Origin of the sequence: Neisseria macacae ATCC 33926 (assembly GCF_022749495.1) — a bacterium.
GTDB classification, from domain to species: domain Bacteria; phylum Pseudomonadota; class Gammaproteobacteria; order Burkholderiales; family Neisseriaceae; genus Neisseria; species Neisseria macacae.
Genome location: NZ_CP094241.1, coordinates 2,671,981 through 2,687,532 on the forward strand (window position 1 = coordinate 2,671,981; position 15,552 = coordinate 2,687,532).

The 15,552-nt window shown below is 47.5% G+C and carries 10 protein-coding genes; 9 read left to right on the top strand and 1 reads right to left on the bottom strand.

Going from position 1 to position 15,552, the window contains the following annotated elements:
* Positions 1-202 precede the first annotated feature (202 nt).
* Positions 203-3,472 (bottom strand): PilC family type IV pilus tip adhesin, encoded by a 3,270-nt coding sequence (pilC, locus tag MON40_RS12720; RefSeq protein ID WP_242925934.1) that lies wholly within the window; start codon positions 3,470-3,472, stop codon positions 203-205.
* 388 nt (positions 3,473-3,860) lie between these two features.
* Between pilC and carA the strand changes: the two genes are divergently transcribed.
* The 9 genes from carA to MON40_RS12760 all read left to right on the top strand — a co-directional run bounded on the left by carA (position 3,861) and on the right by MON40_RS12760 (position 15,551).
* Positions 3,861-4,991: a glutamine-hydrolyzing carbamoyl-phosphate synthase small subunit gene (gene carA, locus MON40_RS12725; RefSeq protein ID WP_003775897.1), complete on the top strand. Its 1,131-nt coding sequence runs from the start codon at positions 3,861-3,863 to the stop codon at positions 4,989-4,991.
* A 75-nt stretch (positions 4,992-5,066) separates the two neighbouring features.
* Positions 5,067-5,324 (top strand): SemiSWEET family transporter, encoded by a 258-nt coding sequence (locus MON40_RS12730; protein ID WP_003765608.1) that lies wholly within the window; start codon positions 5,067-5,069, stop codon positions 5,322-5,324.
* Between the two features lie 73 nt (positions 5,325-5,397).
* Positions 5,398-5,532, top strand: a complete 135-nt coding sequence (locus tag MON40_RS13395) for a hypothetical protein (RefSeq protein ID WP_003775895.1) — start codon at positions 5,398-5,400, stop codon at positions 5,530-5,532.
* Between the two features lie 71 nt (positions 5,533-5,603).
* Positions 5,604-5,978, top strand: a complete 375-nt coding sequence (locus MON40_RS12735; RefSeq protein WP_003775893.1) for a hypothetical protein — start codon at positions 5,604-5,606, stop codon at positions 5,976-5,978.
* A gap of 254 nt (positions 5,979-6,232) precedes the next feature.
* Positions 6,233-6,622 carry an endonuclease domain-containing protein gene (locus MON40_RS12740; protein WP_039862824.1) on the top strand — a complete coding sequence of 130 codons (390 nt, stop codon included), beginning with the start codon at positions 6,233-6,235 and terminating at the stop codon, positions 6,620-6,622.
* Positions 6,623-6,850: 228 nt separating this feature from the next.
* The gene (locus MON40_RS12745) at positions 6,851-7,171 is read left to right on the top strand and encodes a hypothetical protein (protein ID WP_242925935.1); all 321 of its coding nucleotides are present in this window, start codon (positions 6,851-6,853) and stop codon (positions 7,169-7,171) included.
* A gap of 506 nt (positions 7,172-7,677) precedes the next feature.
* Positions 7,678-8,547: a DUF4238 domain-containing protein gene (locus tag MON40_RS12750; RefSeq protein WP_242925936.1), complete on the top strand. Its 870-nt coding sequence runs from the start codon at positions 7,678-7,680 to the stop codon at positions 8,545-8,547.
* Between the two features lie 23 nt (positions 8,548-8,570).
* Complete coding sequence (carB, locus tag MON40_RS12755) at positions 8,571-11,786, top strand: carbamoyl-phosphate synthase large subunit (protein WP_003775891.1); 3,216 nt, start codon at positions 8,571-8,573, stop codon at positions 11,784-11,786.
* 216 nt (positions 11,787-12,002) lie between these two features.
* The gene (locus MON40_RS12760; protein ID WP_242925937.1) at positions 12,003-15,551 is read left to right on the top strand and encodes an AAA domain-containing protein; all 3,549 of its coding nucleotides are present in this window, start codon (positions 12,003-12,005) and stop codon (positions 15,549-15,551) included.
* Position 15,552 lies beyond the last annotated feature (1 nt).

A 15,552-nucleotide genomic window follows, 5' to 3' on the forward strand; every position in this document is an offset into this window, starting at 1 on the left:
GCGACGAAGCCGCAGACAGTACAGATAGTACGGAACCGATTCACTTGGTGCTTCAGCGCCTTAGAGAATCATTCTCTTTGAGCTAAGGCGAGGCAACGCCGTACTGGTTTAAAGTTAATCCACTATAAAACAAAGGTCGTCTGAAAACCTGTTTCCAAGTTTTCAGACGACCTCTTGGTCTTCATACGCTTACACGAATCAATCAGAAAAACAGCTCGCGCCAGCTGATACGTTGCAGACCACAGATACGGCCTTCTACTGTCAGAGACTCCCCCTTATTTAACAGCAGGCTGCGAGTTGCTTTATTGGAGAAGCATTTATTATTTGGCGTACTCGACGTAACTGATAGCTCTTTATCCGTACCCGTACCTCCTGAGTCCCCGTCTGCGGTCACAGGGGAATCATCCAATTTGCTCGGATTGAGGAAGGTAAAGCTGATAACCCCATCCCGAGTCAAACCATTGGCGTATTGCATACCGAAGCCGTCCAATTTTCGGATAACATTATCAGGTGTAAAGCGTGCGTTGCGTGCGTTCAATGCACCTCCATTATCAGCATTCACACCAATGAACGAAGTTTTTGCCACAGTTTTTACACTTGTACTGGTTGGCAAACAAACATCGGCACCAGCAGATTTTTCTTCTGTAACAGAATCATAGCGACGCACAGTCACAACAGCAGTACGCAAGATCATAGTCGGTTTGACGTTTACCCGTTCACCATCACGCAAATCGATTTTCCAACCTTTTTGGGTTTTGGCAACCTGGTTGTTAGTTAGATAAATATAACCTTCTTTTCCTTTTTCTTCAGGACGAAACTCTTGTTGTTGCAAATCACTTTCGGAAGCAGCGGTTACGGTCTGATTCGGTGTCAAATCTTCATAAATACCGTAAATAGACTGCTTGTCTTTATTGGTCAGATCATTTTGATAAATCTCACTGCCCGTACCGAAAATCACGACATATTCGTTTGCTCTGCGGCGGGAAACGGCGGGCGCGGAGGTAATCGGTTTGCTGGGCGAACCCGTAAAGATTTTAACAGCCTTCCAGTTGTCTGGTTTTTCGCCGCGCAGGTCGAAACGATACATATTGCCGCCACGGTCGCCCGCATAGGCAACATCAATTACACCGTCAAAATCGGTGTCCACAAGGGTCGGCGTGGACAGACCGCCTACACCGCCTTCGACTTCGATTTTTTTCAACAATTCGCCCGGTGCTTTACCTGTACCGCTACCGCGTTTATCGCCCGTACCTACTTCCTTGCCTAACATTTCATATATGTATAATGCAGTTTCGTTTTTCGCATCGGTTTTATCTTCAACACGATAACCGCTGGCAAGAAAACCCGCATAGCGAATGTTTTCTTTTGTATCTACACGCCCGTTATCAGCAGGTCTGTTAACTGAGACGCGTCCGATTTGCGGCGTACCGATGGTATAGCCCAATGTGTTTTTCTCACCTTTAATGGTTTCAAACAATGGAACTGTTTTATTCCATTCGGTATCGGCGACATCCAAACCTGTTTTGGTAGCTTTATCTACATTACCACCGATATTCAGGGCATACGCACCACGACCACCTTGCCCCATCGCACCGAACATAAATACGCGCTGAGTATCATTTTCCGGAGTCTGACGCAAGGTAAATCCGCCGTTAATCATATATTCATGATTGGTAATAGACGATGTATAGCTGTCTTTGGCAATATTTTTCAAAACCTTTGCCAAAGTAACTGTTTTCACATTATTGCCGTCTGCGACATCCCGCTCCATTGTCGAAGGAATGTAACTGACTTTCAGCTCATACGGATGATTTGCATCTGACGAGGTTTGGAACAAATGCACCATGCCGTCATTCGCAGCCGCAACCATATATTTCTGACGCTCGATAGTATCGCTGCCAACTTTATATTTGGTCTTATTACCGACAGCAGCAACCGAACCGTCCAAAATATCGCCTAAATCGCGCTGATCACCTTCCCGAATACGGTAAACCTGACTGTACGGTGTGTTTTTCGACTTATCTTGTATTGACTTATCATCACCAACACGACCCGTCCAATTCAGCAAATCACGCCACTCACCCGAATTTTTACCATTATCTGCAACATCAAAATAGGCATTGTTTAAAGTATTATTGGGAATATTATTAATAAAATAAGTACCGGAATCCGTATTAATCAGGGTTTTACGGTTTGCAAACGACGGGTACTGCTTCAACTCTTCACTGCGTCGGCCATCCTTCCCTAATCTTTGGAAAATAATCTGGCTGCTCCAAGAGTTCGTTTTCAAACCGATAACTGCCGACATCCCAGGCAGGCTGCTGCTGGTCGTTGCAGGCGCGGTCGCACCCACATCGTCATAACCCACATTTTTCGTATCAGATTTAATCTGCTCTATAATGTCGTTAAATGCCTTCGACAAACTTTCAGGTTTATCTGCCTCATAATAATACTCGGGGCGGCTGGCAGCCAGCTGTAAATATCTCTTGCCTGAAGGCGTAATACCTTGCCCGAAGCCTACGGTAAAGGTCTGCACCAGTTGTTTGCTGTAATCCGCAGGATCTTTAGGATCGCCGTTCCAGCTTTTACCTGCATCATCCGTTCCTTCGGTTTTAAAATCCTTTTCCGCAAGTTTTTTGCTAAAGAAGGCTAAGCCATCATTTCTATCCCAAGAGGTATCGTACGCTCCCCCTTTTTCATATTTGCAGAAGCCATGAGGTCTAGCACCAAAATAATTATATGCCTCATTGTATAGAATGCTATCCTTATCAAATGGGTTACTTATATATATATTTCTATTGTAATATTTCGAGTAACGATCATAACCATACCCAAAATCAGGTCCTCCTAAATTTTCTCCACTCCTCCTATCCCATAAATTGCAACTAAGGTTAGCATCACCATCCGACATCAAAACCACATATGATTTCTGACAACGGTATTTCACATTCGGCATAACAATTCGACTGACCAACTCGAAATAACGTGAGGTAGTCGGCGTACCTCTATCGGGATTAATACTTTTTACCCTCTTTGCAATTTCAGTCGCTGGAACAGCAAATCCCTCCCTATCCGTAGTATCTGCTCGTCCTGAGTTATTCAACGTTTGCAACGCCCAATTAAACTCTCCACCATGCTTACTTAACACTTGGCTCAAAGCATCTTTTGCAACTGCCATTCGTGATGCATGAGATATATTGCCATTCTCTACTGAAATACGTTTGCCGTTGATAGAGCTCCGCGCCATACTACCTGAATCATCAATAAACAGCATAATATTATGCTTAACTTCAGGCTGTTTATCGATTTTGGTTTCATTTTGCAGATACAGCGGGACTTTGGCGAACTCGCTTGTCGCGGCATTTGCCGCCCCGTTCATCAGGGCGAGCGCGGAGGCGATGCTGTAAATCATCGGACGGATGGAGCCGGGGCAACGTGAAGATTTGTTTTTCATAATGCGTTCTTTTTTCATAAAATCGTCGGTTGACGGATGATGACGTTGTTTTTATTTTCTCGGAATGAGATTCTAACATTTACGATGTCATTTATGTGGGGTTCGGGCTGTTTTTTTTATCTGACGCGGCGAACAATGGCGAAAATGAAACAGGCGGCGCGATTGTAAAGGCAAAATCCGTTGCCACGTCACGGCTTGAACGATATGGCTTTTTGACGTAGAATGCATTGCTTCTACGGTATAGGCAGCTATGCCTGAAAAAGCACGTTACGCAGCAAAATCAAGGCTGCGGGGCGTGTTTTTTTTTAGCCGATATTTTCTCAGGCGGTCTTTTTTGTAAACAATTTTCAGACGACCCCTGCCCGTTTCTGCAAACCGACCATCATCAGGCAAACAGGATTCCATCATGACCACTCCGGCTCTTCTCGTTCTCGCTGACGGCAGCGTATTTCACGGCACATCAATCGGTTACGAAGGTTCGACTTCCGGCGAAGTCGTGTTCAACACTTCCATGACCGGCTATCAGGAAATCCTGACCGACCCGTCCTACTGCAAACAAATCGTTACCCTTACCTACCCCCACATCGGCAATACCGGCACCAACGCCGAAGACGAAGAAAGCCGCAGCGTTTATGCCGCAGGCTTGATTATCCGCGACCTGCCGCTCTTGCACAGCAACTTCCGCGCCTCCGAAAGCCTGCATGACTATCTGGTGCGCAACAAAACCGTTGCCATCGCCGACATCGACACCCGCCGCCTGACCACGCTGCTGCGTGAAAAAGGCGCACAAGGCGGCGCGATTCTGGCCGGCGCGGACGCTACAGTTGAAAAAGCGCAAGAACTCATCGCCGCGTTCGGCAGCATGGTCGGCAAAGATTTGGCAAAAGAAGTTTCCTGCAAAGAAGCCTACGAATGGACCGAAGGCGAATGGGCGTTGGGCAAAGGTTTCGTTACTCCTGCCGAACAACCGTTCCACGTCGTCGCTTACGATTTCGGCGTAAAAACCAACATCCTGCGTATGCTTGCCGCACGCGGCTGCCGCCTGACCGTCGTCCCCGCCCAAACCAGCGCGGAAGACGTGTTGGCACTCAACCCCGACGGCGTATTCCTGTCCAACGGCCCCGGCGACCCCGAGCCTTGCGACTACGCCATCGAAGCCGTGCAAAAACTGATGGCAAGCGGCAAACCCATCTTCGGCATCTGCTTGGGACACCAGCTCATCAGCCTAGCCATCGGCGCAAAAACCCTGAAAATGCACTTCAGCCACCACGGTGCAAACCACCCCGTGCAAGACTTAGACAGCGGCAAAGTCGTCATCACCAGCCAAAACCACGGCTTCGCCGTCGATGCCGACACCCTGCCCGCCAACGCAAGAATTACCCACAAATCCTTGTTCGACAACACCTTGCAAGGCATCGAACTGACCGACAAATCCGTGTTCTGCTTCCAAGGCCACCCCGAAGCCAGCCCCGGCCCGCAGGATGTCAGCTATCTGTTTGACAAATTCATTGACAATATGAAAGCGGCAAAACAATAAGCCGCCTTTTCAGACGACCTCTCAACTCAACAAGGTCGTCTGAAAAATCCCCCCTCAAGTCAGAAAGGAAACCCCATGACTGAAAAACAAATGCGCGTACTCTCCGTCGTCGCCACCCTGACCGCAGTAGGCATGTACGTTTCCTACATCCCGCAAATCCAAAACAACCTTGCGGGCAACCCCGGCTCGCCGCTGCAACCCCTCGTCGCCGCCATCAACTGCACATTATGGGTTGCCTACGGCTTTTTGAAAGAAAAACGCGACTACCCCGTCGTACTGGCAAACGCCCCCGGCATCATTTTGGGCTTGATTACCTTTATCACCAGCTTTTAAAAACCATACCGATTTCATGCCGGTCAAACGCTGACCGGCCTTACTCACCACCATCAACATAAGGATTCACCCTATGAAAAAAGCAGCCCTGTTTATCGCATTAATCGGCGCATTATCCGCGTGCAACACCATCCACTCCGTCGCACGCGACGCCAATACAGCCGTGCAAGCATGGAATGACGACTACCAAAAACAAAACAATCGCTAACACATTACACCAAACCACAAGGCGGTTTGCCGTCAAACCGCCTGAAGAAAACCCATCCATAAAGGCATTTCATGAAAAAAACGGCTTTACTCCTCTGCCTGCTTATGAGCGCCCCCGCATTCGCAGGTGACAAAACCATCGACCTGAAAAAAATCAGCCAACTCGGTGCGGACATCTTCGATTCCGCCACCCAGGGCGTATACAAAACCATCTCTGAAAGTAGCAAAACCATAGCCAACTCAGAATGCGCCATCCCGACAACCGCCGCAGAATTGGAGCAATTTTCCGTAGACCACTGCCTGAAAGAACCCGCCATGGCAGGCAGCATCTACATGGATCAGGCACTCAAGCAAAAAGGGGCGAGGGTCGATGAAGGTGCAAGAAGCCTAGAAAACCTATCCAATAAAATATTAGAAGGCGTGCAAACCATCATAGACATAGAATAAAACCATATTCGACAACTCAGCACCCACCACTCAATACACCATAACAAACTAACGTTCTCAACATTACTGGAAAGCAACCTACCAAGACCTACATACAAAACGCCAAGATTTTTTCAGACGACCTCAAGGATAGGTTGAATTGGCAAGCCCAACGTTTTTGTATGATTACGCGTGCTATGCTGTTTTTTAAGCTAATCTACACTTACTGAAAAAAGATGGTCATCAAGGCGTTTTCCACACCCAATAATAAAAAAATGAACCCGCCCGAAAAACTATTGACCGCCGACAACCCCGCCCTGCATCAACGCGCCAAAGCCATGCGTCAAGAAATGAGCGAGGCGGAAGCAAAATTGTGGCAGCACCTGCGGGCAGGTCGTCTGAACGGCTATAAATTCCGCCGCCAGCAGCCGATGGGAAACTATATTGTTGATTTTATGTGCGTAACGCCCAAGCTGATTGTCGAAGCAGACGGCGGGCAGCACACAGAACAAGCCGCGTACGACCACGTGCGGACGGCATATCTCAACAGCTTGGGCTTTACCGTGCTGCGTTTTTGGAATCACGAAATTTTGCAGCAAACAAACGATGTACTGGCAGAAATCCTGCGTGTGTTACAGGAATTGGAAAAGCAGCCTGCACGGTAGCAGATGGCTGATTTTGATTAAATTATTGAAAATAATAGGGTGCAAGCCGACTGAATTGAGCATTTATAAAGGTCGTCTGAAAAGTAAAAAGCAGTCTGCACAACCTGTTTTCCTTGCAGAACCCTTAACCCCAACAGCCACCCCATCCTCTCTCCCCGTGGGAGAGAGCTAGAGAGAGGGCAACAAGCCGCAAGGCTTGTATTTGGGGGATTTAGGTATTGGGAAAGATTGCCGCCATTTTGGGAATGCCCTCTCCCCAGCCCTCCCCCACGGGGGAGGGAGCGGGTTACAGCGGATTCAGGCGTTGCGGGTCGTCTGAAAAAGAATGCCCGAAACCTCAACGGCAGGAATTTTCCAGGTAGCCTTTTATCGCAAGGCAGATGGAACAAACGCCGCGAGCGTTTTTTCAGACGACCTTTGAACCCATCGGTAGGATGTGTGCCGCAAGGCACGCACGCGGTGGGTTGGGGTTGCAGGGAAAATGGGGAACGCGTGCGTACCACACACGCCCCACATGCGTGGCGACAGCTTGCTGAATTGAGCGTTTAACAGGTCGTCTGAAAAGCAAAAAAGCAGCCTACACAACCTGTTTTCCTTGCAGAACCCTTAATCCCGACCGCCGCCCGGTCCTCTCTCCCGTGGGAGAGAGTTAGAGAGAGGGCAACAAGCCGCAAGGCTTGTATTTTGAGTGGTAGGATATTGGGAAAGATTGCCGCTATTCGGGAGAATGCCCTCTCCCCAGCCCTCCCCCACGGGGGAGGGAGCGGATTGCAGCAAATTCAGGCGTTGCAGGTCGTCTGAAAAAGAATGCCCGAAACATCAACGGCAGGAATTTTCAGGTAGCCTTTTATCGCAAGGCAGATGGAACAAACGTTGCGAACATTTTTTCAGACGGCCTTTGAACCCCTCGGTAGTGTGTGTGCCGCAAGGCACGCACGCGGTGGGTTGGGGTTGTAGAGAAAATGGAGAACGCGTGCTTGCGTACCGCACACACCCTAACATGCGGGCTACGGCTTGCTAAATTTAGGATTATCTAGGAGTCTAGGAGAGTAACCATGAATAAACCACCCGCGAGGCATCATTACGTTCCTCAATTCTTTTTAAAAGCTTGGGGAAATGACCCACATGCTTACAATGTTTCTCAAAAAAGATGGTTTCAAACATCCACTGCAAATATTGCATTAGAAAATAATCTTTACGTCCTAAGTGATGAAATAGAATCCAGTTTTATTACGCCATATATAGATGGGTTCAACTCGGATATTAAATTTGCACAAAATAATCAATGGAAAGATCTTTCTGTTATTCAAAAAGATTATATATACAAATTTATTATATTGCTTGATGCAAGAAACCCAAACTCGATAAAACAAATGAAAGATGGCTGTAAGTCTTTTATTCCACAACTAGAAAAAATACTAAATACCAATAATAGTTTTGAAAAAAACATCCTGAATGGTGCAAAAAATGGAGTTCTTATTCTTGTTCTTACAGCAATTCATGAATTAGGTCTGAATAACTTCATACAATCAGGAAAATCAGCTTCAACTTTTGAAAAATTACAAACATTAATGAAATTTCTTCAACAGAATAATAATTGGCCTTTAAGTTACTTATCTTCTCTGAAAAATAAAAGCGTTTTCTTTGATGAATTTATTATTTCTGATGAAAGTCTTCTATGTTCAAATTCACCTGTTTTTAGACATGGGGAGTATGATAAAAAGTTCACAGTAGCTATTAATTTATCTCCTTCTAAAGCTTATTTTATCAGCAATGAAGATAATTTGATTGAAAAATATAATAATATGAATTATATTGAAAAAATTAATTTTTTCAATATAATGACAATAAAAAAATCTTCATTTGTTTTCTCCAAGAAAAAAAATGAAGAAATATCATTATTTATAGAAAAAGTATTACTTTAAAATATTGAAAGAAAGACCCACCCATGCCCAAACGTACCGACCTAAAATCCATCCTTATCATCGGCGCCGGCCCTATCGTTATCGGTCAGGCCTGCGAATTTGACTATTCGGGCGCACAGGCCTGCAAGGCTTTGCGTGAAGAAGGCTATAAAGTCATTCTGGTGAATTCCAACCCCGCCACGATTATGACCGACCCCGAAATGGCGGATGTTACCTACATCGAGCCGATTATGTGGCAGACGGTGGAGAAGATTATCGCCAAGGAGCGGCCTGATGCGATTCTGCCGACGATGGGCGGTCAGACCGCGCTGAACTGTGCGCTGGATTTGGCGCGCAACGGCGTGTTGGCGAAATACAATGTCGAGCTGATCGGCGCGACGGAAGACGCGATCGACAAGGCGGAAGACCGCGGCCGCTTTAAGGAGGCGATGGAGAAAATCGGCCTCTCCTGCCCGAAATCTTTTGTCTGCCACACGATGAACGAAGCCTTGACGGCGCAGGAACAGGTCGGCTTCCCGACGCTGATTCGTCCGTCTTTCACGATGGGCGGTTCGGGCGGCGGCATTGCCTACAATAAAGACGAGTTTATGGCGATTTGCGAACGCGGTTTCGATGCGTCGCCCACACATGAGCTGTTGATTGAGCAGTCCGTCCTCGGCTGGAAAGAGTACGAGATGGAGGTGGTGCGCGATAAGGCAGACAACTGCATCATCATTTGTTCGATTGAAAACTTCGACCCGATGGGCGTGCATACGGGCGACTCGATTACGGTTGCGCCGGCTCAAACGCTGACGGACAAAGAATACCAAATCATGCGCAACGCAAGCTTGGCGGTATTGCGCGAAATCGGCGTGGACACGGGCGGCTCGAACGTTCAGTTTGCGGTGAACCCTGAAAACGGCGAGATGATTGTGATTGAGATGAACCCGCGCGTGAGCCGTTCGTCCGCGCTGGCTTCCAAAGCGACGGGTTTCCCGATTGCGAAAGTGGCGGCGAAACTGGCTGTCGGCTTTACGCTGGACGAGTTGCGCAACGACATCACCGGTGGCCGTACGCCCGCGTCGTTCGAGCCTTCCATCGACTATGTGGTAACCAAAATCCCGCGTTTCGCGTTTGAAAAATTCCCCGCCGCAGACGACCGCCTGACCACGCAGATGAAATCGGTGGGCGAAGTAATGGCGATGGGCCGCACCATTCAGGAAAGCTTCCAAAAAGCCCTGCGCGGCTTGGAAACGGGCTTATGCGGCTTCAATCCGAGAAGCTCCGACAAAGCGGAAATCCGCCGCGAACTGGCGAACCCCGGCCCCGAACGTATGCTGTTTGTGGCAGACGCGTTCCGCGCGGGCTTCACGCTGGACGAAATTCATGAAATCTGCGCCATCGACCCTTGGTTCTTGGCGCAAATCGAAGACTTGGTGAAAGAAGAGCAGCAGGTAAGTGCAGGCTGCCTGCAAGATTTGGATTTCGCCGGCTTACGTCGTCTGAAACGCAAAGGCTTCTCCGACAAACGCATCGCGCAACTTTTAGGCGTAAAAGAAAAAGAAGTGCGCGAACACCGCTACGCGCTGAAGCTGCATCCCGTCTATAAACGCGTCGATACCTGCGCCGCCGAGTTCGCCACCGAAACCGCCTACCTCTACTCTACTTACGAAGAGAAATGCGAAGCGCGTCCTTCCGACCGTAAAAAAGTGATGATTCTCGGCGGCGGCCCGAACCGTATCGGTCAGGGCATCGAGTTTGACTATTGCTGCGTTCACGCCGCGCTCGCCCTGCGCGAATCGGGCTTTGAAACCATCATGGTCAACTGCAACCCCGAAACCGTGTCCACCGACTTCGACACCAGCGACCGCCTGTATTTCGAGCCGCTGACGCTGGAAGACGTGTTGGAAATCGTCCGCACCGAAAACCCGTGGGGCGTGATTGTGCATTACGGCGGTCAAACCCCGCTCAAACTCGCCAACGCGCTGGTTGAAAACGGCGTAAACATCATCGGCACATCCGCCGACAGCATCGACGCCGCCGAAGACCGCGAACGCTTCCAAAAAGTATTGAACGACTTAGGCCTGCGCCAACCGCCCAACCGCATCGCCCACAACGAAGAAGAAGCGCTCGTCAAAGCCGAAGAAATCGGCTATCCGCTGGTCGTGCGCCCGTCTTACGTCCTCGGCGGCCGCGCCATGCAGGTCGTCCACTCCGCCGAAGAGCTGCAAAAATACATGCGCGAAGCCGTGCAGGTATCCGAAGACAGCCCCGTGTTGCTCGACTTCTTCCTGAACAACGCGATTGAAGTCGATGTGGACTGCGTTTCAGACGGCAAAGACGTCGTTATCGGCGGCATCATGCAGCACGTCGAACAGGCAGGCATCCACTCCGGCGACTCCGGCTGCTCGCTGCCGCCCTACTCGCTCAGCGAAGAAATCCAAGACGAAATCCGCCGCCAAACCAAAGCCATGGCCTACGCGCTGAGCGTGGTCGGCCTGATGAACGTACAGTTTGCCGTGCAGGACGGCGTGGTGTTCGTGTTGGAAGTGAACCCGCGCGCCAGCCGTACCGTCCCCTTCGTCTCCAAAGCCACCGGCGTGCCGCTCGCCAAAGTCGGCGCGCGCTGCATGGCAGGCATTTCCCTGCAAGAGCAAGGCGTGGAAAAAGAAGTCGTTCCCGATTTCTATGCCGTTAAAGAAGCCGTGTTCCCCTTCATCAAATTCCCCGGCGTGGACACCATCCTCGGCCCGGAAATGCGCTCCACCGGCGAAGTGATGGGCGTGGGCGCAAGCTTCGGCGAAGCCTACTACAAAGCCCAACTCGGCGCAGGCGAACGCCTGAACCCGACCGGCAAAATCTTCCTCGCCGTGCGCGACGAAGACAAACCGCTCATCGTCAAAACCGCGCAAAACTTCCAAGCACTCGGCTACGGCGTCTGCGCCACACGCGGCACCGCCGAATACCTGAAAGAGCACGGCATCATCGTGCAGGCGGTAAACAAAGTGCAGGAAGGCCGCCCGCACATCGTGGACGCGATCAAAAACGGCGAAATCGCGCTGGTAGTGAACACCGTCAGCAGCTCGGCGCAGTCCATCGCCGACAGCCACAGTATCCGCCGCACCTCCCTCACCCAACGCGTGCCGCAATACACCACCGTCGCCGGCGGCGAAGCCATGAGCGAAGGCGCAAAAAGCCGCGACCACCTGGGCGTGTACAGCGTGCAGGAGTTGCACGGACGGTTGAAAAACAGAGGCTGAATCTGAATCGGGTTTAGCTTGAACAAAAGGTCGTCTGAAAATAAGGCTTATCTTTCAGACGACCTTATATATTGCCTGCCGAAAGAGACAGTTTCCTTATGAAGCATATTTATCGATATAGCGTATTAAGGCTAAATTAGGCAAGGTGGCGAGGGTACTGGTTTAAACTTAAACCACTTCGTTCAAAATTAGCGTATTCATTAGAAAGAAACCGCCATGCTACAAAACTGGCTGAGATATTGGAAAAGCACCCTGCTTTACTCAGATATCCGACCCATAGAAATTTCACACAACCCTTTTAAGGTGGAAAGCTACAAGGATATAGACACTATTGGAAAAAACCTCGCTAATGAACTATGGTTGGAAAGTGGAAAAGGGAAAAGCACCTCAAAAATCGAAATTCTCCTATGTCCGGCACAATCTCCGCTTACTGTAGAAATGCAGCAACAGAAAAATGAATCAATTTGCTTATTTTGGATTCCTGCGCTGATAGACAGGGAAGGTAGGCTTTCTATATCCATGAATTGGAACAATCGTCCTAAAACACCTTTTTTCATACGGGACTGTTTGACCCCAAATCCATCTAATTTTTATGCCATAGGTTCAGAAAGAAATGCGACTAAAGCGTTAGAACAAGAAAAATTTGATACAAATTCTTGGTCTGAATATTGGGAAAAATGTGAAAGAGTTTTCAAAGAAGTATCAGAAAAATCATTTGAAGAATTTAACAGTTTTTCCGAAAAATCAGTTTACGTAGAGCTGATGCCTTTACGTAATCTCAGCAACAATATTTTAAAATTGTATGATTTTTTGACTGACAAAGACGAGCTTACCAATAATCATCCACTCTTAAACAAGCTCCTTTGTCCTCAAACCGAAAAACAGCCTTACCCTGACGATCATGCTGTTTGGTTCAACACCAATCACATTGGGCAGTTCAGCGGAGAATTTCCGCTTGCCACTTCACAACGAATAGCTCTGCGTGCATTTACCGACAGCCAAACAGGGGATATTTTGGCAGTAAATGGACCACCAGGAACGGGCAAAACCACGTTGTTGCAGTCAGTTATTGCCAATCTGGCAGTGCAGAGTGTATTGAATAACGAGCCACCGCCTCTAATTTTGGCCAGTTCAACCAATAACCAAGCGATTACAAATATTTTAAACGGTTTCTCTCTACCTGAAGAATCCGATTTGCTGACCTCACACTGGCTTCCGGATGTCCCATCGCTGGGACTTTATATGTCCGGACAAAATAAAAGTAATTATCTCATGCACAGCTTAAAAGAAAAAAATCAGACAACCGGTTTTTTTGCCGATTATGAAAAAACCCCCGTGCATGAATTAGAGAAATCATTTCTCGAGAAAGCAGCAAATTATCTTGAAAACAAACCTAAAAATATCACTGAAGCCAAATCCCTACTAAAAAATAAGGTTACCTACCTATGTAACAAAACAAGAGAAGCAATAGACAACCTTGCCCTTTCCGACGAACTGACCAAACACTTGGCACAGCTTTGTACCGAATATGGAGGTAACTGTTTTAGTGATGCTGATCTTTCCCTCAAACGGTTATCTGAAAAAACAGATACAGCTATAACAAACTACAAAACATTTTTACATGAGATCTGTCTTCAAAGAAAAAATCTCCCCTGGTTTTACAAACTGATGCCGTTCTTAGCAAAAGCAAAAGACTCCCGAAAAACATTGTTCCAACGTCTCGCAGCCCAGTATAGCATTGCAGACGACCTAGTTACCAATTGGTCGGATTATCCAAATATCTGCACAAAAACCAATTTAAAACTGACCCAGCTTTTCTGCACAAAACAGGAACTGTCAGATAAACGAGAAAACTTAAATCGTTTGAACGTGGAATGCGCTAAAACAATTGATGGACACGCCGCATTTCTCACAGAATGGAATAGCAGATTCTCAGACAAACTGGAAAGCTTGCATAAAAAAACGGGAGGAGAATACCGGAACCTATCTGCTGTCGCGGACTTGAACATTCGTTTAGATATTTCCTACCGCCATCAGGCATTTTGGTTGGCACTGCATTATCGGGAAGCAGATTATTTGGAACATCTGCGGAATAGGCAGGAAAAAATTACTAAAATGAAAAAAAATGATTCCGAATTTGGCAGTCAAGCCTACAAAAACAATATGCAGCGTTTCGCTTGCCTAACACCATTATTCATTTCCACCTTCCACTCTGCCCCAAAATACAGCCAATATTTTGACAGTAAGAATGCGATAAAGGCCAAACCTTATTATGCTTTATACGACTATCTGATTATCGATGAAGCAGGACAAGTTGCTCCTGATATTGCCGTCCCAACATTTTCACTGGCAAAAACTGCCTTGGTTGTTGGTGATACAGAACAAATCGAACCCGTATGGTCGGTTACTCCCGAAATGGACGGTGTGCTATATCAATACATCCTCAAAGGCGACGAAGAATGCTGGAATTTTCATAGTGCGCAAGGGCGGCTCAGCAGTTCGGGAGCAATTATGAAAATGGCTCAAAATTCCTGCGTCTATAGAAAACAATCTTCAAACGGTATAGTGATGAACGGCCTACTACTTACTGAACACCGTCGCTGCCGGGACAGTCTGATTTCTTACAGCAACGAGTATGTCTACAAAGGAAGCCTAAAACCAATGCGTGGCGACACACCTTCTGCCAACCTAAGCTTTACCAAAACCAGCCGATGCTATATCCATATCGACTACCACTCCGAACGTTTTGGAAAAAGTTACTGTAACCGATTGGAAGCCGAAGCAATTGCCGAATGGATACACAGACATGCACAGGAACTTTGCAAAAAATATGGCAAAAACGGAGAAGACAATTCTCTAGCAGAAATTATTGCTGTCGTCACACCATACAAACCGCAGGTTGCCGCCATCAAAACAGCCTTAAGAAAACGCAACAAAGACTACGCTGAAATTACAGTCGGTACCGTTCATGCCCTACAGGGAGCAGAAAGATTTGTCGTACTGTTTTCGACCGTCCTGTCGCCAGGAAACCCGCCGTATTTCCTCAACAGGAACTACAATATGTTAAATGTCGCGGTTTCGCGTGCTAAAGATTATTTTGTCTTATTTGGCAATATGAATATGTTGCGCCAAACTCGCAATACGCCTGTAGGCAATCTGCACGCCTGGCTGACAGAGAACCCCGATTCGGAATTGGACAACAGTTTTCTTTATGATTTTTTGGGTAAGCAGAATAATGGTGACAAAAAAATATTCTATTACCATAATGCATTTTGCGAGCACATCAATACTTCACAAAGACATGATGAAATCTTAAAAGCTGCGCTTACTAGATGTGCAGCAGGAAAGGAAATCGTGATTGTTTCTCCGTTTCTCTCCATTAATGCCGTAAGTCCTTTAGCACAAAATTTCCAAGATGCAACAAGCAGAAACGTAAAGGTCATCGTCTATTGTGACCGTCGCTTTACTCATGAATACGGACAATGGAAACCCTCTGCACAAAAAGCTAGAGACAAACTGACTGAATGGAAGGTTATTGTCAGAGAAATACACGGCATTCATTCTAAAACCGTTATCTTTGAAAATAACGAAGCAGACTATGTCTTAATCGAAGGTTCATTCAACTGGCTCTCTGCCGTTCGAGATTCTGAAAATAACTACCACAGCTACGAAGCATCCATCCTATTGAAAGGGGAAAACATCAGTAGAAAATGCCGCGAATTAAAAACAATGTTCCAAAAAATGAGTATAAATACCACCCAATAAA